At 69.3% G+C, this 23,123-nt stretch carries 20 protein-coding genes and 1 pseudogene; 16 read left to right on the plus strand and 5 right to left on the minus strand.

Going from position 1 to position 23,123, the window contains the following annotated elements; genetic code table 11:
- Positions 1-46: 46 nt before the first annotated feature.
- Complete coding sequence (locus tag ABD352_RS05090) at positions 47-871, minus strand: PaaX family transcriptional regulator (RefSeq protein ID WP_344611027.1); 825 nt, start codon at positions 869-871, stop codon at positions 47-49.
- A gap of 154 nt (positions 872-1,025) precedes the next feature.
- Between ABD352_RS05090 and ABD352_RS05095 the strand changes: the two genes are divergently transcribed.
- From ABD352_RS05095 to ABD352_RS05135, 10 genes and pseudogenes are all read left to right on the plus strand, one after another.
- Positions 1,026-2,642: an FAD-dependent monooxygenase gene (locus tag ABD352_RS05095; RefSeq protein ID WP_344611028.1), complete on the plus strand. Its 1,617-nt coding sequence runs from the start codon at positions 1,026-1,028 to the stop codon at positions 2,640-2,642.
- Complete coding sequence (locus ABD352_RS05100; RefSeq protein ID WP_344611029.1) at positions 2,635-4,725, plus strand: acetate--CoA ligase family protein; 2,091 nt, start codon at positions 2,635-2,637, stop codon at positions 4,723-4,725. The genes ABD352_RS05095 and ABD352_RS05100 overlap by 8 nt, the downstream gene beginning before the upstream one ends.
- Entirely contained in the window at positions 4,722-6,857 is a 2,136-nt protein-coding gene (locus tag ABD352_RS05105; protein WP_344611030.1) for a hydantoinase/oxoprolinase family protein, read from the plus strand. Before ABD352_RS05100 ends, ABD352_RS05105 begins: the two co-directional genes overlap by 4 nt.
- The gene (locus ABD352_RS05110) at positions 6,854-9,145 is read left to right on the plus strand and encodes a hydantoinase B/oxoprolinase family protein (protein WP_344611031.1); all 2,292 of its coding nucleotides are present in this window, start codon (positions 6,854-6,856) and stop codon (positions 9,143-9,145) included. Before ABD352_RS05105 ends, ABD352_RS05110 begins: the two co-directional genes overlap by 4 nt.
- The gene (locus tag ABD352_RS05115; RefSeq protein WP_344611032.1) at positions 9,142-10,059 is read left to right on the plus strand and encodes a beta-keto acid cleavage family enzyme; all 918 of its coding nucleotides are present in this window, start codon (positions 9,142-9,144) and stop codon (positions 10,057-10,059) included. Before ABD352_RS05110 ends, ABD352_RS05115 begins: the two co-directional genes overlap by 4 nt.
- 339 nt (positions 10,060-10,398) lie before the next feature.
- Complete coding sequence (locus ABD352_RS05120; protein ID WP_344611033.1) at positions 10,399-10,794, plus strand: hypothetical protein; 396 nt, start codon at positions 10,399-10,401, stop codon at positions 10,792-10,794.
- A gap of 84 nt (positions 10,795-10,878) precedes the next feature.
- Entirely contained in the window at positions 10,879-11,229 is a 351-nt protein-coding gene (locus ABD352_RS05125) for a hypothetical protein (RefSeq protein ID WP_344611034.1), read from the plus strand.
- A pseudogene (locus tag ABD352_RS57505) lies at positions 11,204-11,308 on the plus strand (hypothetical protein); the annotation flags it as partial. The gene ABD352_RS05125 and the pseudogene ABD352_RS57505, both read left to right, overlap by 26 nt.
- Before the next feature lie 175 nt (positions 11,309-11,483).
- Positions 11,484-11,834, plus strand: a complete 351-nt coding sequence (locus ABD352_RS05130) for a hypothetical protein (RefSeq protein WP_344611035.1) — start codon at positions 11,484-11,486, stop codon at positions 11,832-11,834.
- Between the two features lie 9 nt (positions 11,835-11,843).
- Complete coding sequence (locus tag ABD352_RS05135) at positions 11,844-12,932, plus strand: tyrosine-type recombinase/integrase (RefSeq protein WP_344611036.1); 1,089 nt, start codon at positions 11,844-11,846, stop codon at positions 12,930-12,932.
- 134 nt (positions 12,933-13,066) lie between these two features.
- Here ABD352_RS05135 and ABD352_RS05140 read toward each other — a convergent pair whose 3' ends face one another.
- Positions 13,067-13,870, minus strand: a complete 804-nt coding sequence (locus ABD352_RS05140) for a class I SAM-dependent methyltransferase (protein ID WP_344611037.1) — start codon at positions 13,868-13,870, stop codon at positions 13,067-13,069.
- A gap of 709 nt (positions 13,871-14,579) precedes the next feature.
- On the opposite strand from ABD352_RS05140, the gene ABD352_RS05145 reads away from it, so the two are divergent.
- The 3 genes from ABD352_RS05145 (at position 14,580) to ABD352_RS05155 (ending at position 15,993) form a co-directional block, all read left to right on the plus strand.
- Positions 14,580-15,215 (plus strand): ATP-binding protein, encoded by a 636-nt coding sequence (locus ABD352_RS05145; RefSeq protein WP_344611038.1) that lies wholly within the window; start codon positions 14,580-14,582, stop codon positions 15,213-15,215.
- Positions 15,216-15,243: 28 nt separating this feature from the next.
- Entirely contained in the window at positions 15,244-15,579 is a 336-nt protein-coding gene (locus ABD352_RS05150) for a hypothetical protein (RefSeq protein WP_344611039.1), read from the plus strand.
- 291 nt (positions 15,580-15,870) lie between these two features.
- Positions 15,871-15,993, plus strand: coding sequence for a hypothetical protein (locus tag ABD352_RS05155; RefSeq protein ID WP_344611040.1), 123 nt, complete (start codon positions 15,871-15,873; stop codon positions 15,991-15,993).
- A 162-nt stretch (positions 15,994-16,155) separates the two neighbouring features.
- Here the strand turns inward: ABD352_RS05155 and ABD352_RS05160 are convergent, their stop codons facing one another.
- Entirely contained in the window at positions 16,156-16,548 is a 393-nt protein-coding gene (locus ABD352_RS05160) for a BlaI/MecI/CopY family transcriptional regulator (RefSeq protein WP_344611041.1), read from the minus strand.
- A gap of 108 nt (positions 16,549-16,656) precedes the next feature.
- Here ABD352_RS05160 and efeO point away from each other — a divergent pair, with 108 nt between their 5' ends.
- The 3 genes from efeO to ABD352_RS05175 all read left to right on the plus strand — a co-directional run bounded on the left by efeO (position 16,657) and on the right by ABD352_RS05175 (position 21,728).
- Positions 16,657-18,579, plus strand: coding sequence for an iron uptake system protein EfeO (gene efeO / locus ABD352_RS05165; RefSeq protein WP_344611042.1), 1,923 nt, complete (start codon positions 16,657-16,659; stop codon positions 18,577-18,579).
- Between the two features lie 397 nt (positions 18,580-18,976).
- Positions 18,977-19,876, plus strand: a complete 900-nt coding sequence (locus ABD352_RS05170; protein WP_344611043.1) for a COG4705 family protein — start codon at positions 18,977-18,979, stop codon at positions 19,874-19,876.
- Positions 19,877-20,183: 307 nt separating this feature from the next.
- Positions 20,184-21,728, plus strand: coding sequence for a tannase/feruloyl esterase family alpha/beta hydrolase (locus ABD352_RS05175; RefSeq protein ID WP_344611044.1), 1,545 nt, complete (start codon positions 20,184-20,186; stop codon positions 21,726-21,728).
- Between the two features lie 157 nt (positions 21,729-21,885).
- On the opposite strand, the gene ABD352_RS05180 is transcribed toward ABD352_RS05175, so the two are convergent.
- Both ABD352_RS05180 and ABD352_RS05185 read right to left on the minus strand, forming a co-directional pair.
- Complete coding sequence (locus ABD352_RS05180; protein ID WP_344611045.1) at positions 21,886-22,059, minus strand: hypothetical protein; 174 nt, start codon at positions 22,057-22,059, stop codon at positions 21,886-21,888.
- A gap of 82 nt (positions 22,060-22,141) precedes the next feature.
- Positions 22,142-22,912: an endo alpha-1,4 polygalactosaminidase gene (locus tag ABD352_RS05185; protein ID WP_344611120.1), complete on the minus strand. Its 771-nt coding sequence runs from the start codon at positions 22,910-22,912 to the stop codon at positions 22,142-22,144.
- Positions 22,913-23,123: the final 211 nt, after the last annotated feature.

The raw sequence follows: 23,123 nt of genomic DNA on the forward strand, positions 1-23,123 counted from the left end.
AGCGCGGATTCCGGGTCGCGGCGATCACCGCGACCCGGAAGCTTGGTTATTCGTCCAGAACTGTGCGAAACCAGGCACCGGACTCGGCGCCGAGCGCTCGGTAGGCGGCGATGAATTCGGACCATGCCGTGTCTCCGTGCCAGGGGTGCGGCAGCAGTTCGGCAGGAAGCCCCGGGTCGGCGAACGGGAACCGCCGATAGCTTCGCACCAGGTTGACCCGGGTGACGAGGGCGTCCGAACCACGGCTGGCACCCGAGTGCACACGCGGGAAGGTGGGCCGCCAGTCGGCGAGCCAGTCGCGGTACTGGCCGTTCAGTTCCGCCAATTGCCAGCAACGATGTGCCATCTCGCGATCGCTTTCCCGGCTGCCGGTGCGCGCCGTCAGCTGGGTCAGGTGCAGGCCCGGCTCGTCTGCCGTCAGTTCGTTCGCCAGTGCCGTGACACGGTCGGCGTGATCGCGCGGCGACACCCAGGTCGCGGGGGCCAGAGCGCCGTACCCCAGGAAGGCCAGGCGCTTGCGAAGCACGTCCCGGACGCTGCGTCGGTCCTCGGGCACCTGGTAGGTCACCAGGTGCCAGGTGCCGTCCCATGCGGCGTCGTCACGGTTGAAGATTCGCTCGCGACCCTCGTCCAACATGGACAGCCCCTTTGGGGTGAGCGAGTACATGACCGTGCGGCCGCTGCGCTCGGAGCTGAACCAGCCCTCCGTGCGCAGCCGCGTCATCGTTGCCCGAGCCGCGTCGGGTTGCACTTCGAACGGCGCCAGCAGCTGGCACAGCTTCGACAGGCCGATTGCCCCGCCCTCGTAGCGGATGAAGTCGCCGAACAGGTCGAAAACGACAGATCGCGTATTGCGTGCCGCATCGGTCATCACGGCAGCCGTAGGAGGGGTCGGATCGGCCGCGGGCCGCGACCTCGAGTATTTGTGACAAATCTCTGACGCACACATCAATGTTGTCACACGTTGCGCCGGCTGGCCAGGGACCTGGCGCCCCTGGCCATGAACGACGCGAGAAAGGCAAGGCATGAAAGTCGCTATCGCCGGCGGTGGTCCCGGGGGGCTGTTCCTCGCGATCCTGCTGAAGAGGGCGCGTCCCGACATCGAGGTCGTGGTGTGGGAACGCAACCGCGCCGAGGACGCGTTCGGCTTCGGCGTCGTCTTCTCGGACACGACCCTGGCTTCGATCAATGACGCCGACCCGGTCCTCCAGCAGGCCCTGGTCGACCACGGCGCGCGTTGGGACACCATTGAGGTCCGGATGAAGGGGGAGCGCTGGACGGCCGGCGGCAACGGCATGGCGGCCGTGGGCAGAAAGACGCTGCTGGCTCTCATGCAACGGCGCGCCATCGAGGCCGGCGTCAATGTCCGCTTCCGTACCGAGGTGGGGCTGGCAGACACTGCCGGCTTCGACGTCGTCGTCGCCGCCGACGGCGCCAACTCCAGGCTGCGTACCCAACTCGCCGAGCACTTCCGACCCAGCTGCGAGCAGGCCACCGCGAAGTTCATCTGGCTCGGCACCACGCATGCCTTCCCGGGGCTGACATTCCTGCACGAGCAGAGCCCGGACGGTGTCTTCGCCGTGCACGCCTACCCGATCGACGCGCGCACCGGAACCTTCATCGTGGAGACCGACGAGGCGTCATGGCGATCGGCTGGCCTCGACGAGTTCGACGTCGAGCAGCCTCCCGGCCCCAGCGACACCAAGTCCAGAAGGTATCTGGAGAAGCTCTTCGCCGAGCACATCGGCGCAACGCCCTTGCTGGTCAACAACTCGCGGTGGGCGAACTTCCGCACCCGCCGGGCGGCCACCTGGCGGCACGGCAACGTGGTGCTCCTGGGCGATGCCGCCCACACGGCTCATTTCTCGGTCGGCTCCGGCACCAAGATGGCCATGGAGGACGCCATCGTGCTGGCCGACTGCCTGACCACCGTCGACGACCTCGACGAGGGGTTGGGTCGCTACGAAGAGCGCGCCCGGCCGTCGGTGGAGAAGATTCAGCAGTCGGCCGCGCCCAGCCTGGCCTGGTGGGAGCACTTCGGACGGTTGTACCAGGCGTTGGATCCTTGGCAGTTCGCCTTCCACTTCTTCTCCCGCACCCTCCCGGTGGACCGCCTGGAACGGCGCGATCGACGCTTCGTCGAGGCGGTCCGTGGGCGATGGGCCGGCGAACACGGGGCACCGCCATTGCACAGCCCGGGTCGGCTGGCTCACGAAAGCGTTGCCGGCCGCGTCCTGCCGACCGACCCGGGCGGTGTGCTGGCGCCCTGCGCCTCTGGACAGACCCTGCGGCTGCCGCTGCACGCGGCTGCGCCCGCGTCCAGGTCATCGAGCGCGCCATGGGCGCTTCGCACCACCGCCCCTGACCGCACCACCGAGGTCGCCGACGCGGCGGCCCAGGCGGCCTCCGCCGCCGCTCAGGCCGCCCTCGTCGTCGTCGACGGCGGAACCCGTTTCACCCGTGCGCTGCTCAGCGAGGAGCTGCGCCTCGCATACGGGGCGACCACCGCGATCGTGGTGAACGCGGGGGAGCCCGAGGTCGCCGAGACGGCCGTCCTGTCCGGGCGCGCAGACTTCGTGGTCATCACGAGCGAGGATCTGCCCGGGTGGGCGCGGTCAGGAGACGGAGACCAACGTGGCTGAGACCACCGCGATCGAGCGGGCGGGACTCGACGCGCTCTTTGCCCCGCGGCGTTGCGCGGTGCTGGGCGCGTCCCGACAGCCGGGCAAGCTCGGTGCCGTGATGGGCCGCTCCCTGGCGGCCGCCGCCGGCGGCGTGGCGCTGATCAACAGCCGCGCCCCCGACCCTCGGGCCGGCATCTCCGGCGACCTGCGTCAGGCCATCGACGTGGGCGGACCGATCGATTTCGCGGCGATCTGCCTGCCCGCGCCGGCCTGCCCCGATGCGGTCCGTGAGGCGGGGGCCGCCGGGGTCCGGGCCGTGCTGGTCTGTGCGGGCGGATTCGCGGAGAGCGGACCATCGGGCCTCGCGTTGCAGGACGAGCTGCGCCGCGCGGCAGTCGAAGGAGGTGTTCGGCTCCTCGGACCGAACACGTCCGGCTTCGTCGTTCCCGGCCGACGTCTCGTGGCCAGCTTCGTACCCGCAATGAGCCACGTGCTCCCGGGACGGATCGCGGTCGTGGCGGCGAGCGGCGGCGTGCACCACACGATCGCCCTCATGCTGGCCGCCCATGGCCACGGCATCAGCTTGGGGGTGGGTCTGGGCAACGCGGTCGATGTCGGCACCGCCGACGTGCTGGACTACCTCACTCGGCACGAGGAGACGGCGGCGGTCGCACTGCATGTCGAGTCGATCACCGACGCCGCCGCGTTGCTGCCGACGGTGGAGCGTCTCGTCGCCGACCGGCCGGTCGTTGCCTCGATCGTCGGCCGCCACGACATCGGCGCGTTCGCCCAGTCGCACACCGGTGCACTGGCCACATCGTGGCGTACCGCCCGGGCCGCACTCCGCCAGGCCGGTGCGGTGCTCGTCGACGACGAGCGGGCACTGATCGACGCCGTTGTGGCGTTGTCCCGCACGCGGCTGCGCCCTTCCCCGCGTCCGGGCATCGCCCTCGTCACGGCGCAGGCCGGCCCGGGCTTGATCACCCTTGACCAGCTACGTGGGCGCGGCGTCCACCTCCCCGAACTCGCCGCCGCCAGCCGCGAGCGCCTCGCCGCCGTGCTTCCCCCACTGACCTATCAAGCCAACCCGGTCGACACGGGGCGCCCCGGTCCGGGCTTCGCGGACGTCATCGACATCACCGCCGAGGACCCCGGCGTGGACCTTGTCGGGGTGTACGCCCTCATCGAGCCCGGCGCCGTCGACCTGCCCGCGGCGCTGGCCGCCCGGACATGCCCGGAGTCAGCGCCCGTGATCGTCGGCATCGGCGGCGCCGGTGACGACGTCTCCGATACGGCGCGCCGCCTGCTCGACGCGGGAATCGTCTGCGTGCCGGGGCCGACAGCCCTGGCCACGGCGCTGGCCGCGCTGGCCGACGACGCGAAGGCGCGCGACCGGTTGCGTCGCGTCCCCGACCGCGACGCCAGCCGCGCGTCGACGATCGGGTTCGGCGCGTCCCGCGGCTGGGACGAGCAGCAGATCAAGATCGCTCTTGCCGGGCTGGGCCTGAACGTTCCGCCAGGACACCGCTGCGCTTCCCGCGACGGGGCCAGGCAAGCGCTCGCCGCGCTGGCCGCGCCGGTCGCGGCGAAGATCCTGCGGCCGATCATCGCGCACAAGACCGATGCGGGCGGTGTCCGCCTGAACCTGCACACCGATGCGGACATCGTCGCCGCCTGGGACTCACTGGCCGCCATCGGCGCCAGTGAGGTGCTCGTCGAAGCCATGAGTCCGCCCGGGGTCGACCTCGTTGTCGGCGCCCGTCGCGACCCGGCGGTGGGGCCGATCGTCCTGGTCGGTCTCGGCGGCACCGCGGCGGAGGTGCTGGGCGATGTCGCCGTCCGTCTGGCGCCGCTCTCCGTCCGGGAGGCCGCCACCATGGTCGAGGACCTGGCCGGTCGCGCGCTGCTCAACGGCTACCGCGGCGGCCCCGTGCTCGCGGTCGGAGAACTCGCGGAGACGTTGGTGTTGCTCGGCGACATCCTCACCGAGCATCCCGACGTGTCGGACATTGAGATCAATCCCCTTCGACTCACCCACGACGGACTGTGGGTGCTCGACGCCCTGATCACACATCTGGACCAAGGAGGGCATACACCGTGACAACCTTCGCGCGTACCGGCGGCGAGCAGCCGGCGCGGGCTGCTGAGCAAGGGTGGATCATCGGCACCGATGTCGGGGGAACCTTCACCGACCTCTGGGCGCGCTCACCGGACGGACGGTCGTACGTCTGCAAGTCGCCGACCACGGCCGACGTCGTGACAGGCGTCGTCAACACCGTGCACCTGCTGGCCGAACGGGTCAAGATGACGCCCGCCGACCTGTGCCGCCAGGTGACACGGTTCGGGCACGGCACCACGGTCGGCCTGAACGCGTTGCTGACCGGAGCGTCGGCGCGCGTCGGCCTCATCACCACGCTGGGCTTCGGCGACGTGCTGGAGATCGGCCGGCTCCGCCGCGGCACGGCGGGTCTGCGCGGTCTCGACCGCGGTGACTACTTCCTGCGTGGCCGGACCCCGCCGCTCGTACCCCGGGAACTGGTCATGGAGGTCGAGGAGCGGGTGGGCCCGCAAGGGCAGGTCCTCGTCCCGTTGCGGAAGGAGTCGGTACGGGCCGCGCTACGGACTCTCGCGGATGCTGAGGTCGAGGCGGTCGCGGTCTGCCTGCTGTGGGCAACCGAGAACCCCGCGCACGAGAACGCGGTTCAAGACCTGGTGACGGAGCTGATGCCGGATGCGTTCGTCAGCCTCTCGCACGTCGCGGCGCCCGCCGTGGGCGAGTACGCCCGCGCGTCCACGACTGCGGCCAACGCGGCGCTGGGGCCGATCGCCGGCCGGTACCTGCTCCGTCTGCAGCGGGAACTGCAGGCGTTGGGCATGCGTGCACCGATCATGATGACCACGAACGCCGGTGGCGTCGTGCCGGCCGTCGCGCTGACGCAGAAGCCGGTGCAGGGCCTGCTCAGCGGGCCGGCGTCGTGCGTGGTCGCCGGTCAGGCGCTGGGCGCCGCGCTGGGCCGCTCCAATGTGCTGACCCTGGACGTCGGCGGCACCAGTTTCGATGTCGGCGTCGTGGTTGACGGCGCGCCGCTGCTGCGCGACGACGTCACGTTCGGCGGGGCGGACATGCTGGTGCCCAGCGTGGACGTGGCCAGCATCGGCGCGGGCGGCGGTTCGGTGGCTGTGGTTGCCGACGGCATGCTCACCGTCGGCCCGCGCAGCGCGGGCGCCGTTCCGGGTCCGGTGTGCTACGGCAAGGGCGGGACCGAGCCCACGACCACCGACGCTGATCTGCTCCTGGGCGTCCTGGACGCCGCGCGGTTCGACAGCGGGGGAATCCGGCTGGACATCGATGCGGCCCGCGATGCGATCCGAGAACGCATCGCATCGCCCCTCGGGCTGAACCCGACGCAGGCCGCCCTCGCGATCCGCCAGGTCTTCGACGCCGCGATGGCGGACCTGCTGCGTGCGGTCACGATCGAGCGGGGCCATGATCCGCGCGAGTTCGTCCTGGTAGCCGGCGGCGGCAGTGGCCCGTCGCACGCGTGGGCCCTGTGTCGTGAGCTGGGACTGGACGGCTTCGTCGTGCCGCCGACCGCCACCGCGCAGTCGGCTTACGGGGCCGGTACGAGCGACCTGCGCACGACCGCGTCGCGTACCTGTTATCTGCGTCTGGCCGCCGGCGTCGAGCCGGGCGACGCCCACGCGGCCGCGCTGCGCGCCGGTCTGACCGATGCGCACATGCAGGCAACCTTGGTACTGCCGGACGACGCCGGTGAATCCCACACGCGCTACACGGCCGCCGTCCGCTACCACGGCCAGGCCCATCATCTCGATGTCGACATCGACGAAGTGCCGGATGCCGAAGCCCTGTCCCGACTGCTGGTCAGGTTCGAAGCCGACTACGAGAGGCTGTTCGGCAAGGGCGCCGGCTTCCGTGAAGCCGGCTTCGAGATCCTCTCGGTGCGCGCCGTCGTGACGGCACCGGCCCCCCTGCCGACCGCATCCGGGGCCGGCGACGTCTTCGAGTTCAGCGGTACGCGCCCGGTCGTCTTCGACAACGCCGACATGCCCGCGGACACCGCGGTCTACGCGGCCGAACGTCCGGCCGCCGAGCAGACCATCACCGGACCGAGCCTGCTCCAGCTGCCCGGGTGCGTCGTGGTCGTACCGCCCGATGCGACGGCGACCACCGACGGCGCCGGAGTCATTCACGTGAGGATGAGAACGCCATGAACACCATGCCCGCCCGCCCGGACGATGACCCGGTGCTCGACCAGATCGTCCGCAGCCGGCTCGTGGCCATCACGGACCATATGCGGCTCGCCCTCCAAGCGGTGAGCGGCAGCCCGACCGTCACCGAGGCGAGCGACTTCTTCACCGGCCTGTACCTGCCGACCGGTTCGTTCGCGACGATGGGCCACCAGGTCACGTTCGAGGCGCCGCCCGTCGGCGCGCTCATCCGGCACCTGCTCGCCAACGGCACCCGGCTGCGTGACGGTGACCGCATCATCGGCAACGACCCGTTCGTCGGTGCACTCCACCAGAACGACCTGCAGATGTGCGCACCGCTGTTCGTCGACGGCCAACTCGTCGCGTGGGCCGGGGTCATGGCACACGAAACCGACATGGGGGGCATGGACTTCGCCTCCTGGTCTCCCAAGGCGCGCGAAGTCTGGCAGGAGGGGTTGCGCATACCTGCTGTCAAGCTCGTTGACGGCGGCGAGCTGCGCGACGACGTGCTCGCCATGATCTTGGCCGCGACTCGGCTGCCCGCCCAGGTGGGCCTCGACATCCGGGCTTTCATCGCCACCCTCAACGTTGCGGCTGAGCGGCTGGTCGAACTCTGTCACCGCTACGGCGTCGGCACGGTTCAGCGTGCCATGGCCGGCATGGTCGACGACGCGGAGCGAGCCCTGCGGGAACGACTGCGCCAGATGCCCGACGGCGTCGTGCACACCCGGGACTTTCTCGAGCATGACGGGCACAGCAACCGGCTGTATGTCGTCGATGTTGTCGCCACCAAGCGGGGCGACCAGCTCACCCTTGACTTCTCCGGGTCATCTCCCCAGGCGCCCGGCTTCGTCAACTGCTCGCGAGCCGGCCTGGTGGGTGGCGTCGCCGGAGCGCTGATACCCACCCTGGGCTTCGGCATCGCCTGGAACGACGGCCTGCTCAAACCGGTCACGGTTGTGGCACCCGACGGCCTGATCTGTACGGCGGTAGCGCCGGCGCCCGTTGGCAGCGCGACGGTCGAGACGGTCTGGGTGGTCAGCAACGTCGTCGCCGCGGCCCTGAACCGGCTCCTGGCTGCCACGCCTCTTTTCGCGCACCGTGCCCAGGCGGTCAGCAGCGGCACGATGGCCACCTTCAACCTGAGCGGACACAATCAGTACGGCGAGCGCTTCGGACTGCACCTGATGGACCCCCTCGCCGGCGGCTTCGGCGCGTTCGTCAGCCATGACGGGCAGGACGCCGCCGGTCCGATCAACACACCATGCCCGTCCATTGCCGATGTCGAGGTCAACGAGCAGAAGACGCCACTGCGATACCTGTACCGGCGACTAGCCCCGGACACCGGTGGCGCCGGGCGGCGACGGGGCGGTGTCTCCGTCGAGGTGGCGCTGACCGTAACGGTCAGTTCGACCGAAGCACTGATCATGACGCACGGCGCGGAGGTACCCAATGCCACCGGACTCTCCGGCGGGCTACCCGGGAGCACCGTGCGGCAGACATTCGCCCGTGGCCTGCTCGACGGGCCGGCGGGATTCGAGCACGCCGTGGCCGGTCTCGCCGCGCACTCGACTCGCCTCGCCGGCTCGGTGCTCGACGCCGCGGCGATGGAGAACCTCGGACCCAAGCCAGGCGCGCGTACGCTCCGCGACACCGACGTGTTCACGGTGACCTGGCAGGGCGGCGGGGGTGTCGGCGACCCGATCGACCGCAAACCCGAGCACGTCGTGGCGGACGTACGGCGGGGCGTGGTCAGCCCGGCCGCGGCGTTGGACACCTACGGTGTGGTGCTGGCAAGAGGCGCAGCCGGCGTACCGGAAGGCTGGCACGAAGAGCGGACCCGCCAGACTCGCCGAGCGATCCGGGCAGCGCGGCTGGGCTGCCCGGTCGAGGCGGTTCCGGACACCACCCGCGAGCCGGATCCGTCGACGCCGCCCGCGGGCCTTGCCGACGGTGAACGCTGGTTGCGGCTCACCGATCGGCTGGCCGCGATCTGTGGGGTCGACGGCGGTTGGCGGGTCGAGACCATCGACGGCGCACTGCTGAGCGTCGGGTCGACCCGCTGGCGTGAAGGCGCTCGATCCTTCCCGATCCAACTGCCCGCCCGTGCCGGTGCGACCCTGCACGAACAGCTCACCACGACCGGCTGGCTGTGCCCCCTCACCGGGTACCTGCTCGCGGTCGACGTACACCTCCGCGACGAAACCCCGCCGCATGACCTTGACCTCTTCCTGCCCGGTGAGGGTCAGACCGGTGAACTCGTACCCCAGCAGGCGAGGACATCATCATGAGCACGACGAAGGTCATCGTGACCATCGCGCCGACCGGTGGGATGGCGAGCAAGAAACAGAACCCCAACCTGCCGACTCAGCCGGCGCAGATCGCCCGGGACGTGTACGACTGCTACAACGCTGGCGCCAGCGTTGTGGCCGTGCATGCCCGCCGTCCGGACGACCAGGCGACCTGCGACCCGGACACGTACCGTGACATCAACGAACGGATCCGGTCCCGCTGCGACATCGTCATCAACAACTCGACGGGCGGCGGCGTGAACGGCGATCTCGTCGCGCGGGCCGACAACGGCTACCTCGAGATCCTCTGGGAGGAGCGCATCAAGGGCATGGACGCCGGCGCCGAGATGTGCACGCTTGACGCGACGACCATCAATGCCATGTTCGACGGCTCCGAGATCCTCATGAACACCAACCCGTCACGTTGCCGCGCCCTGGCGGAGGGCATGTGGGAGCGCGGCATCAAGCCCGAGTGGGAGGTGTTCAGCCCAACCCACCTCATACAGGACGTGTCCACGTTGATCGACGCCGGCCTGGACCGGCAACCGTTCGTGAACATCGTCCTCGGCGCGCACCGTGGCTTCCAGAACGCGATGCCCTACTCTCCCCGGATCCTGCAGCAGATGGTCGATCTTCTGCCCACCGGTGCGACCTTCTGCGTAAGCGGCATTGGCCCGGCTCAGCTTCCGTCGGCGATGAACGCCTTGCTGCTGGGCGGGCACGTGCGTACCGGCCTCGAGGACAACCTCTACTACCGCCAAGGCGAGCTGGCCACCAACGTGCAGCTCGTTGAGCGCCTCGTGCGCCTGGTCACCGACATGGGGTTCGAGCCCGCCACGCCGGCAGAAGCCCGCGAGATCATCGGCCTGCCGTTGGCAGGCGCACCATCCCGGCCCGAATTCGCACTCGGATAGTGGAGCCGAGAGCCTCCGGCGGACGAAAGGCCCTTGGACCGAGCCGACCAGCCATACCGATATGCTGGCGGCGCTCGGCGCCGGAGGCGTCGGCCTGACCTGGTCGTGCCGATCGGGTACGCCATGGCCAGGGATTGGCCGACCGTCCTATCGTTGACCTGACCCGCGAGCGGATCAAACGCCGACCCGTGCTCGGCGGATTCGTCAGCGAGCACGAACGAGCTGCAGAGAAGCCCAACAGACCCAGCTGACAGGATTTTGGAACCTCACTGGGTGGACCACGTGGGAACGCGGTACTCGTCAACAACTGACGGCCGGCGCGAAGCGGAAGGAACCAGCATGACGGGACGCACGGTAGTCGGAGCATCGATCTGGCGTCCCGTCGTGCTCGCCGCGGGGGTGGGCTTCGTCCTGCTCGCCCCCGCGGCGGGCGTGCTGTTGCATCAGGAGCGGAGCAACTCGGAACGGTTCGACTTCTGGCCGTTGCTGGAGTTGCTCGCCTACCTGCTGCTGGTCCTGCCATGGTTGGGGCCGCTCGTGCTGCGGTTGCTCGGTGTGCCGTGGACCGTCGGCCTACTCGGCGAAGTGCTGATGCTTCCGATCTACCTGGCGTTCTACCGCCCCGGCGGCGTCAACCATTCCTGGTGGGTCTACGGACTCCAGGCCGCATTTGCATACGGCCTGGCGGCAATAGGGTCGGCGCTTTTCGGAAGGTCGCCTGCTCGACCGAAATGACGACAGGAACTAGTGATATTTGCGCAACGTGAATCGCACCATGTGGCTGCCGGTCGTCATCACAATATTCAGCCAGCCGGCGTCGTGGCCGATCTGATCGGATGGGTGATTCGCCTTCAGCGCGTCAGGCAGACCCTCGCCGAGCAGGTCGTGAGCGCCGTCGTCCTGAACGCACCGGTGCGTCGCATCCTCGCCCTCGTCGTGCCGGTGGCCGCAATGCTCGCTGGGGTGGCCGCCTGCAAGCGTCCGGAGGCGCCGGCCGGGCCGGTCGAGGGAGGCGGGCGTCCCCGGCGGACAGCTGATCGCGGTCCGTCGGCAACTGGTCGGCCGGGCCGGCGGACGGCTGCTGCTGAGCACATCGCGGCGCAACCGGTCAGCGCCGCTGGGCCCGTCCAGCTGGTCGAAGATCGTGACCGGGCTGGCACGACGCGCTGAGGTCCCCCGGCTGTCACCGCACACCTTCCGGCATCAGCGTCTGACCGACCTCGCCCGCGCGGACTGGACGCTGGACGAGATCGCCCAGTACGCCGGGCACCAGGACCTGTCCACCACATTGCGCTACATCCACCTCAGCGGCCGCGAGTTGGCGGCACGGTTCCACCGCGCCAGCCAGTCCGTCACCGCCGACCGGGAACGGCTCCTGGCCTCGCTGGCGCAAGCTGGCCCGTCAGGAGTCCAGCACTGCCAAGGTGATGTTCTCTACGATCTGCATCGCCGGCCGATGGACGGCCGAGAAGCATCCCGAGGCGATCAGCCCGGATCTGTGGACCAGAGACATCGCCGCGGAGTACGTCGCCGACACGATGCACGCCAACTGCGGCGACTGGGCCGGCCACAACCACAACAAGACCAGCTACGGCCGCCCGCTCGCGGCGTCCGGGATGGCCAACCGCGTCGACAGCATCCGCGGCTTCTTCTGCGACCTGATCGAGTTCGAGTGGATCGAGGCGAAGTTCGACCCCCGCCGGGTGCTCACCCTGCCTATCTCGCTGCGCGCCCAGATGAAACCGAACCCGCGAACTATCGACGACGCGTCCTGAGCCAAGCTCATGGCCGCCGGGCTCACCCTCAACAGCGAGGACCTCAAGCCCTACGGCACCCCAGCTTCGAAAGCCAAGGGCCAGCTCAGCACCTACTACCCGATCGAGATGCTGCGCGCCCTGGTCGGCGTCTGGCTGTTCGCCGGCTGCCGCATCGACGAGATCCACCGCCTCGAACTCGACTGCATCATCTGGGACACCGGCACCGACCCGGACACCGGCGAACAGTTCACCAGCTGCCTGCTACGAGTCCCGGCGAACAAGACCTCGGGCCCCTTCACCAAACCGGTCGACCCGGTCGTCGGGCAACTCGTCGATGCCTGGAAGCTGGTCCGTCCCATCCAACCTGACCTGCCCGACCGCAAGACACGTCAACCGCGACAGCACCTGTTCACCTGGCGCGGCCAGCTGATCGGCAAGGCCTACCTCAACGACCGGATCATCCCGGCGCTCTGCAGCAAGGCCAACATTCCCGAATCCGACTCCCGCGGCGCACTCACCAGCCACCGCGCTCGCGCCACCATCGCCACCCAACTGCTCAACGCCCGGGAACCACTCACCCTCGCCGACCTGCAGCAATGGCTCGGCCACAAACACGCCGCCAGCACCCGCTACTACGGCGAAATCTTGCAACGCACCCTCAGCGCCGCCTACCGCAAAGCCGACTACTTCACCCGCAACGTCCGCACCATCCAGGTCCTCATCGACCGCGAGTCCATCCTCACCGGCACGGCCGCCGGCGGCGAACAGCCCTGGAAGTACTACGACCTTGGCGACGGCTACTGCAGCTACGACTTCTTCGCCAAGTGCCCACACCGGCTCGCCTGCGCCAAGTGCTCCTTCTACCTGCCCAAACAGTCCAACGCCGGCCAACTCCTGGCCGTCAAAGACGGGATCGATCAAATGCTCGAGCAACTCGACCTCACCGACGACGAACGCGCCGCACTCGAAGGCGACCGAGAGGCCCTGACCGCCCTCGCCAACCGACTCGCCGACGTCGCAACTCCATCCGGCCCGACACCGAACGAACTCGGCAACGGCACGGCCTTCATTCCGCTCACCGCCCTGCGCGCCAGCCTCCGGGAGGGCCCTCCGTGACGAGAGCGCCTCGCACAGAATCTCGGACGCCCCGTGCGATCAACCTGCACGGGGCGCCATTGTTGCCCTTCAACCAGTTCCCCGGCAGGGGCACGAGCGCTGTGCTGAGTTCAACCGCCAGTGGTCGAAGCGATTCACCGGACTCGTTGGGCGATCCTCAGCTCCGTCAGGTAGCGCTTGACAATTTGCCCCCCGTAGTCCGCGTCGATCAGCCGCGCGATGGAGTTCAGCAGTGCGTTCCGCTGCACGTCCGGCAAGGCACGGTGTCCAGAGTAGGTCAACAGCAGATCCAGGTAGTCAGCTGTCGAGTACGGCAGTTCCCACTCGTATCGGTAGAACTTCGCAGGCCCGAATCGCCCCGACGAGGTGAGCTCCCGATCGTCCTCGACGATGTCACGAGCGGTCTCAAGACGCAGACCCGGTGAGGTCGACGGATCGAAGCGCTCGTAGCACTTCTGGATCTCAACGAAGAATGCCTCGGTCCAGGTACCGCCAGCGATGTGGTGGGTTCCCACGGTGGCCAGCAGGCCACCGAGACGCAAAGCGTCAGCAGACTTCGACACCCGCACCGCGGGGTCGATCCAGTGAAACGCGGTAGCGGAGAACACCACGTCGAACGGTTCACCGGGCAAGGGCCACTCCTCGAACGCCGCCGTAACGACCTCCACCGCGTCGAACGCGGCAAGATTTCGCCGAGCCACAGCCGCCATCTCCGCGCCCAACTCGACAGCCACGATGCGGCAGCCCCGCTCGGCCAGCGGCACGGTCGCCTGCCCGGTGCCACAGCCGATCTCCAGCACCCTTGCCCCAGGCGCTACCCCGGCCGCAGCGAGATCATCAAACATCTGCACTGGGTACCGAGGGCGGGCACGGTCATAGCGTGCAGCGTCCTCGTTGAAGGTCTCTCGCAACCTCACGTAGTCATTGCTATCGCTCACCAACAGAGAGTACGAGCGCAGCTCCTACGACAGGCACCCAATTCTCGATGCCAGGCACGGCAGGGTGGAGCCGCTAGCCCGCCCGCCGATCGTTACTGGAAATTCGCAATAACGTGCCTGTTCAGGGCGGTGGAGGCTGACCGGGTCTCGATCATCCACGCCTGGAACGCCTCGATGTGCTTCAGCCTTGACGCATGTCGGCCCGGCGTCGAAACCATGTCGGCACTATTCGCCAGATCTTCAAGCCTGACCGTAGGTCTTCTTGACTCATGGCAATTGTGCGATCACGAGGAGTTGTGCGGTGGTGGGCGCGTCGCCGAGCTGGCGTTCTACAGTTCTGGCGTGATCTCGGCTACCGTGCCTTCGCCCGGCAATCTCCCGTCCCAGATCACGTCCTTCGTCGGCCGGCGTCGTGAGGTGGCGGGGTTGCGGACGACCCTGCGCCGACACCGGCTCGTCACCGTCGTCGGTCCCGGGGGAGCGGGCAAGACCCGCGTGGCCCTGGAGGTCGGTCATCAAGTGGCTAGATCGGTGCCCGGTGGTTGTTGGTTCATCGACCTGGGGCGGCATCCCGCCCGCCGGGCCATCGTCGACCAGGTCGCCTCGGCGCTGAGGCTGACCCGGGAGAGCGGGCCCTGGACCATCGATGATCTCGCGGCCCGGCTCGAGGATCGCGAAACCCTGCTGATCGTCGACAAACTGCGAGCATGTGGTCGACGAGGTTGCCGAGCTGGTTACGGGACTGCTGCGAGCCACCCGCGCCGTGACGGTGCTGGCCACGAGCCGACAGGCGCTCGGGATCCAGGGTGAGCAGCTCCTGCATCTCGACGGGCTCTCGTTCCCGCTGCCCGCTGATCGCTCCTCGCCGGCCGACCTGGCGGGCTACGAGAGCGTCGTGCTCTTCATCGAGCGGGCGCGGTCCATCGTCCCCGGGTTCGATCTGACCGGCGAGAACGCCGCCGCGGTCGCCGACATCGCCCGGAGGCTGGACGGCCTCCCCCTGGCTATCGAACTGGCAGCCGGGCGACTCAGGGTGCTCTCGCCTCAGCAGATCTCCAGCCGTCTGGAGAATCAGTTCCGGCTGTTGTCCGGATCCAAGGGATCCGATGAACGGCTCCACACGCTGCGAGCCGCCATCGAGTGGAGCTACGAGCTCTGCTCGCCGTCGGAACGGTTGTGCTGGGCCCGGCTCGCCGCTTTCCCGGCCGACTTCGACATCGAGGCTGCGGAGGCGGTCGCCTCGGGTGGTGAGCTTGGGGTGGAGGACATTTTCGAACTGGTCGGGGCGCTCATCGAGAAATCGGTTCTCCGCTCCTCCCACGCATCGCAGGAGCATGTGCGCTGAGGCACCGCACGGCGTCACTGCGCCCTACATGCAGACCTACCCGACCTCGGAGGCGGACTTCCAGAACTTCGAACTGCCCGCCGAAGACATCCTCGAGGGCAACCCACGCACCGAGGTGGCGGTCCACTACCAGAAACCGGACGGCTCGGTCATGGTGGGCGTCTCCCGATTCACCGAGGGCAAGTACCGCTACCGGCAGACCGCCGACGAGATCAACTACGTCACGGCCGGCAAGATGATCATCACCTCGGACCGGCGGCCACCGGCGAGATCGACTCGCTGGGCTCATACACGAAAATGCCCAGGCCGGCATGAGGTGACCGTAGTTTCGGGGCCCCACGGGGTCGCTGCGGAGGCGGCGTAGATCATCACCGTGTACCAGGCGGCGGCGCAGACGTTGGCCGGGCGGCGTCTGTACGTCGCCGAGGGGATCGACCTGGTGAGTCAGGTCGTACCTGTCCAAGATCAGGCGGGTGATCGGGACGGCAGGTCGACATAGCGGGGGATCTGGCTGGCGATCCGGGCCAACGAATACCACTCAGCACGACGCACACTTGATTTCGGTCAAGTGGCCGCCGGGCAATTCATGGCATAACGGGCATTCAATTGCCCAATTTGAGCACTTTCGCCCAACTTGCTTGATGGAGGCGCCGGCGTGCGCCCCGGCGACCGGGCGGAACGGGTGGACCATTACGCGGTGCTGCGCACCATCGAGGACGCCTACGGTCTGCCACCGCTCGGCGCGGCAGCGCAGGCCGTGCCTTTGCGCGTGCCCTGAACGTTCCGGACCGTCCGCTGGCGGGCGGCAGCGCATCTCGGCCTCCGGCATGCCGGCCAAGCGGCTGACGCCGAGCCGGCTGCGTACGTGCGTCCGGGTCGGTAGGAGGTATCCGGGCGCGGGTGGGCTCGACGAACGGCGCCAGCAGTGAGGCCTGCCCGGTCATGCAGGATTGTCCCGGACTGGGACGAGGAACGCCCGCAGCACCGCGGCGTCGGCCGGATCGAGCTCGGCGGTGAACTCGCGCAGGACCGCCCGACGGTCGCCGGGCCCGTCGAGCAGTGCACGCATCTGCTGCGCGACGACGGCGGCGGTGCCGTAGGTGGGCCAGTAGACGTGTCGGCGCCCGCCCTGCGGGCTCGGCCCGCGCTGCGTCAGACCCTTCTCCAGCAGGCGGGTGAGGATCGTCTGGACGGTGTTGTATGCCGCGGCTCTGTCGAGGCCCTCCAGTACCTGGGCAGGGCTGAGCGGCTCGGCGGCGGCGCGCAGCACGGCCAGTACGTCCGCCTCGAGCGAGCCCCACGGCCGCCGCTCGGCGCTTTCCTGCCGGGTCACGTCCCGACGGTACCGGCTCTGCCCGCGGCATTCACCCTCCAGCTTGACACCGACCTACAACTTGTAGGACTTTGACAAGGCTAACCTAACCTGACTGGGGAGTGGTCCGTGTTTTTCGCCAGCCTGCTCATCGGCCTGCGGGACGGCCTCGAGGCGTCGCTCGTCGTGGCGATCCTGGTCGCGTTCCTCACCAAGGCCGGGCGGCGCGACTGCCTCCGGTACGTCTGGGCCGGCGTCGGCGGCGCGGTCGTGGTGTCCGCCGCGGTCGGGGTGCTGCTGACGTCGGCCGCTGCGTGGCTGGGCGCCGGCACGCGGCTGGAGCTGTTCGAGGCGGTCACCTCCCTGGCCGCCGTCGTCCTCGTCACGTGGATGATCTTCTGGATGCGCCGCACGGCACGGACCATGCGCGGCGAGCTCACCGGCCGGCTGGAGAACGCGATGCGCGTCGGCGGCTGGGCGGTCGCCGCGATGGCGTTCTTCGCCGTGGTGCGCGAAGGCGTGGAGATGGTGCTGCTGGTGTTCGCCGCCGCGGAGGGGGCCGGCAGCGCCGGGGCGGCGCCGCTGGCCGGCATGCTCACCGGCGTCGCCGCCGCCGTGGGGCTCGGCTGGGCCGTGTCCACCGCCACCGCCCGGATCAACCTCGGCCGCTTCTTCACATGGACCGGCGCGCTGCTCATCCTGGTTGCCGCCGGCATCCTCAAGTACGGGGTGCACGGACTCCAGAGCGCCGGCGTGCTGCCCGGCGGCAACCGGATCGCGTTCGATCTCGGCGGCCTGTTCGATCCGACGTCGTGGTACGCCACCGTGCTCGCCGGCACCGTCAACCTCACCCCGCGCGCGAGCGTGCTCGAGATCGGCGCCTGGCTGGCGTTCGCGATGATCATGCTGGCGCTGTTCTTCCGCCCCGCGCACGCACCGGCGCGGCCCCGCACTCAGGCGGTCGCGGTGCTGGGCGCCGTCGCCGCCCTCGCCTCGTGCGGCGGCCCGCAGCAGGCGCCCGCGGACACCGGCTCCATCGCCGTCACCGCCACGGACACGGAATGCCGCCTGAGCGCGGACCACGCCGCGGCCGGGCCGCGGGTCTTCGACGTGCACAACCAGGGCAGCAAGGTCACCGAGTTCTACGTGTATGCGCCCGGCGACCGCATCGTCGGCGAGGTCGAGAATGTCGCGCCTGGCCTCACCCGCAGCCTGCACGTCGACCTGCCCGCCGGCGCCTACACGGCCTCCTGCCGTCCGGGCATGACGGGCGCCGGGATTCGCGCCGCGTTCACGGTTTCGGGACCCGGCAGTGGTACATCCAATGCCTCCTCGGCCGATCCGGCGCTCGCCGCCGCCGCGGCAACCTATCAGGACTACGTGCGGCAGCAGGCGGCCGCGTTCGTCGAGCAGACCACGGCGTTCGTCGCCGCCGTGAAGGCCGGCGACCGCGGCAAGGCGCAGGCGCTCTACGCCGCGGCCCGAGCACCCTACGAGCGGATCGAGACCGTTGCCGAAAGCTTCGGCGACCTCGACCCGAAGATCGACGCCCGCGACGGCGACCTCGACCCGGGCGCCGCCTGGATCGGCTACCACCGCATCGAACAACAGCTGTGGAACGGCGGCGACCTGACCGCCGTCGCCGGCGTCGCCGACCAGCTCCTCACCGATGTCACCGAGCTGCGCACGCGTCTCGGCGGCGTCACGCTGACCGCTCTGGAGATCGCCAACGGCGCCAAGAGCCTCCTCGACGAGGTCGCCACGAAGAAGGTCACCGGCGAGGAGGACCGCTACTCGCACACCGACCTGTCGGACTTCGCCGCCAACGTCGAGGGCTGCCGCGCCGCGATCGCTGTGCTCAGACCCGCCTACGACGCCCACCTCGACGACCAGTTCGCCGCCGTCGACGCGGAGCTCGCCAAGTACCGGCAGGGCAACGGGTACGCCGCGTACGACACTCTGCAACAGGTCCAGGTGCAGCGGCTGGCCGCCGTCGTCAACGCGCTCGCCGAGAAGGTCAGCGCCGTGCCGGCCGCCATCGCCCACCGCTAACCATGCTGGCGACCACCACACCATCCCGGCTCGCCGCCGCGCCACGGTCAGCCGGGCGGGCCCAGCCCGACGTCGCCGGCGGTGAGCACGGCCGGTCCCTCGGGCGCACTTCGGCGCACGAGCACCCCAGCCTGACCTGGAGCACTATGGAGCTGAACCAGAACCTCCTCATCCTTCACGGGCGGCACCCCCCATGCGATCAACCTTTGATCGACCGCTCAAGCCTGCTCCTCTCCGATGAAGGAGACCCTGAGAGCACCGCTCACGGCTGACCGGGGTCCGCGAGATTCGCGGGGGTCACCCCCGCATTCAGGCGGTTCTTATGTGGCTTGGCATAGGTTTGTCCAGATTTGCCATACCTCGCCGAGCCGGGCGCCCGACGGCGCAAGGAGGTCCCATGACGCATGCCGAGGACGCCACCACAGCAGGGCCGGCCCGCGGGGGCCGGTACGCCATGCGAAAGCTGCCCGACGTCACCCTCGCCTTCTGGATCATGAAAGTTGCCGCCACAACGCTCGGCGAGACTGCTGGAGACCTGTTCGCCCAGACCCTCAAGCTGGGGTACTTCCTCACCACCATCGCCCTGTTCGGCATCTTTGTCGTCACGCTGCTCGCGCAACTGCGCTCCCGCCGCTACAACCCTTTCTGTTACTGGACCGTCATCCTCTCGACGAGCATGGCCGGCACCACCATCTCGGATTTCATGAACCGCGACGCGACCGCCAAATACCTTCCCGTCGGCGCCGCGACCCTCGGCTGGGGGCCGCAAGGACTGGGGCTTGGCTACCCTGCCGGAGCGGCAATCCTCGTCGCACTGCTGATGGCCATCTTCGTCGCGTGGCGGTACACCGGGCTTACCTTCGCGATCCGCGACATCGACACGTTTCGAGGCGAGGCGCTCTTCTGGGCGGCGATTCTGGTGTCCAACACGCTGGGCACGTCGATGGGCGACTTCCTGTCCGACAGTTCCGGCCTCGGCTACGGCGGCGGCGCGCTCCTCATCACCGGCGCGCTTGCGGCCCTGCTCGCCCTGAAATACATGCCAGCCGTCCCGAACGTTGCCCTGTTCTGGGCGGCTTTCGTACTGACCCGGCCGCTGGGCGCCACGACCGGTGACTTGCTCACCAAACCGACCGCCAAGGGTGGCGTGGACCTGGGCACATTCGGCTCGTCCGCGGTCCTGCTCACCGTGCTGTTCGCGCTCATGGCGTACGCCCACGTCAAGGACCGCAAGCAAGGCCCACGTCTCCACGAAAACGGTGCAGGAACCGCCACCTGCCTACGCGCAGATGGATGAACGGCAGAATGCAAGGCCACCAGGGGTGCTGCGCAGGGCCGGGCGGCCCGTGTAGCGCGGTTCGCGCGCTATCGTTCGGACTCACGCGGTTGAGCCGCGGTGATCTCTGACCCGCACGGCACGCCGTGCCCGCGCTGTCGTGATAATCGACAGCGTCGGCCGGCTCCGATTGGGATGATCCATCGACTGGGTGCCGAACATCTGGCCCGGCGCCGTTCCTCCCGCGGGAGCGTGGCGCGGGCCGCGGCGGGTAGACACGGGGTGTGGATGCGCGTCCACCAACGCGATCGTTCCTTCCGGAGCAGCGATGCGAACGCCTCTGGTGATCATCGGCGCACTCCTGCTGCCGGTGGCGCTGACGTTGTCCGCCGCCGTCAGCGCTGTGCTGCTCGCCGGTCACGGTGCGTGTCCGGGCCCGTCCCGACCGCACGTGCCCGGCGCACGGATACTTGCCATGTCCGTGGTCGGCCACCCGGACGGGATGGGCGGCCGCGCCCTGATCACCGGGGTCCCGGCGTTCTGTGACGTCACGATCGTCCTGACGCACCCGCCGCTTCGTGACCGGGTCCGGATTGAGGTGTGGCTGCCACGATCGACGTGGAACGGCCGATTCCAGGCGACCGGCGGAGGAGCGTTCGCCGCGGGTGAGTTCGAGCGCGCCCTCGTCCCGGCGGTCCGGCGGGGCTACGCGGCGGCGTCCACCGATGCCGGTGTGCCGGGCCGTCCCGGGGGCCCGCCCGTCTGGGCTCTGCGCCGTGACCGGACGGTCAACGAGGGGCTGTTGGCCAACTTCGCCTACCGCTCGGTGCACGACATGAGCCGGATCGGCAAACAGGTGGTCGCAGGGTTCTACGGCCGGCCGCCCGCCTACTCATACTTCACCGGCTGCTCCACCGGCGGCCGGCAGGGTCTGATCGAGGCGCAGCGCTACCCCGGCGACTTCGACGGCATCCTCGCCGCCGCGCCCGCCGCCGACTGGAACCGTCTGACCCTGGCTCAGTTCTGGCCGCAGGTCGTCATGAACGAGGCGGGTGTCTACCCGACCGCATGCGAGTTCGCCGCCTTCAACCGCGCCGCGATCGCCGCGTGCGACGGCGACGACGGCCGCCGCGACGGGATCATCGGGCGGCCCGACGCCTGCCGGTTCGACCCCGGCCAGCTTGTCGGCACGAGCGTGCGCTGTCACGGCCGGACGATCCGGATCAGCCGGGCGGACGCCGACATCGTCCGCAGGATCTGGGCCGGCCCGACCACCCGCGCGGGCAAGCGGCTCTGGTACGGCCTGCCGCGCGGCGCGTCCTTCAGCTGGCTGGCCGGCACAACCAAGCCCCTGCTCGGCGCGCGGCGCGGCGCGCCGCTCCCCGTCGCCGCGGACTGGATCCGCGACTTCCTGCTGCGGCAACCCCACGCGGACGTCTCCACCATCGGCTACGCCGAGTTCGAGCGCCTGTTCGACGAGTCCCAGGCCCGCTACGACGCCGTCATCGGCTCCGACAATCCCGACCTGTCCGCCTTCCGCGCCGCCGGCGGCAAAATGATCACCTGGCACGGTCTGGCCGACCCGGTAATCTTCCCGCAGGGCACGGTCGACTACCGCCGCCGAGTCGAATCCGCCATGGGCGGCGCCGCGGCCACCGACCGGTTCTACCGCGTCTTCCTCGCCCCGGGCGTGGGGCACTGCTCCGGCGGGTCCGGACCCGTTCCCACCGACCCGCTCGCGGCGCTCGTGGACTGGGTCGAACACGGCCGCGCGCCCGACACATTGCCAGCCGCCACCGGCGCGCATCCGAACATCAGCGGCGACCTGTGCCGCTACCCGCAGCAGGCCGCCGCCGATCGCCACTGTCACTGACGGACCCGCCGGTCGCCGACCGCCTACGGATGCTCGTTCTTACAGTTACGGGGGTCGATTTCCGGCCTCCTGTGCCAACGCATTGCTCTACAGGGCTGCTGGCCACGCCCGACCAGACGGTTGCGAGGCGAGGATGGTGGCGTCGCCGGTGTGCTGGTCACGGCCGTTCGCCGTAGCAGCGGCTGAGGTCGGCGCCCAAGCTCGCCACGTTCAGGCCCTTGCCGCCGGGGCGTTCGTCGACCGCGCTCTCCCGGTGCGTGGTGTGTGGCCGTAGCTCGTCGACGGTGTACGTCAGGTCGAGCGCCGGGTTCAGCGTCACGGTCAGGATCACGCGGGACCTCCGGCGACCGGGTGCGGGCGGCGCCGGGATCCGGGATTGCCGGAGCCGGTGCCGCCCGCGTGGAACGGCTGGGTCAGCAGGCGTCGTACTTGTAGGTGCCGCTGCCGGGTGCGGTGACGTTGAGGTCGCGCAGCACGATCGACAGCGACGGGCCGTAGCCGTTGCACGCCTTGGTGAAGGCGTTCTTCGTGTACTCGATGACGATGACGTTGTTGCCGTAGACCGAGGTGTAGGCGTCGCACTCGTTGTAGCGGCCGCACTCCTCGGCGATCGCGAAGTCCAGGCCGGCGTTCTTGCCCGCGGTGCCGAGGGCGGTGGTGTTCTTCTGGGCGATGGCCAGCCCCTTGTCGTGCGCGTGAAGGGCCAGCAGCTGCAGCAGTGCGACGGCGTTGGCCTTGGTGAGCAGGCCCCCCGAGCGTTCGTAGGAGTCGATGTTGTCCGGCTCCACGGCCTTGAAGCCCTTGCTCGCGCAGCCGTCGATCCAGCCGTTGACGATCGCCGCCACCGCTGTGCGCTTGGCCGGCGTCGAGACGTCGATGAGGTTCTCGCCCCAGGCGCCGTCGACCACGTACTTGCCGGACGAGTCCTTCAGCAGCAGGTCGTTGTGGTTGGTCTGCCACCAGGAGATTTCGTCGGGCTGGGTCTGGAACACGTTGACGTAGCAGATGTTGTAGAGACCGGCCGCCGGTGTGGCGGTCCGGTCGCGGCTGACCACCGTGACCCCGGACGGCGGCGTGTACGCGGCGCCGATCTGGTAGTCGAACTTGGCGTTGACCGGGGGCAGGGTGTAGGTGGTGGGTTCGGCGGCGCCGAAGCCGAGGCCGATGACGGCAAGGACCGCCAGGGCAGGGACGCCGATGCGGCGCAGGACGGGAATCACAGGGAGAACTCCGAAAGGGATCGGGATCTGCCCCGCCTCGGGTGCATCGCACCCTGGCGACCTGTGTGCCGGACTCGGGAAGGCTTCCGCTACCGGCTGGGCTCGACCGTTGCCACGGATTCAACTGTGCGAACAGAAGGCTGTCAATAGTTGTTTCTGCGTAGAAAGACGCAGT

Source organism: Dactylosporangium salmoneum (assembly GCF_039532525.1).
GTDB classification, from domain to species: domain Bacteria; phylum Actinomycetota; class Actinomycetes; order Mycobacteriales; family Micromonosporaceae; genus Dactylosporangium; species Dactylosporangium salmoneum.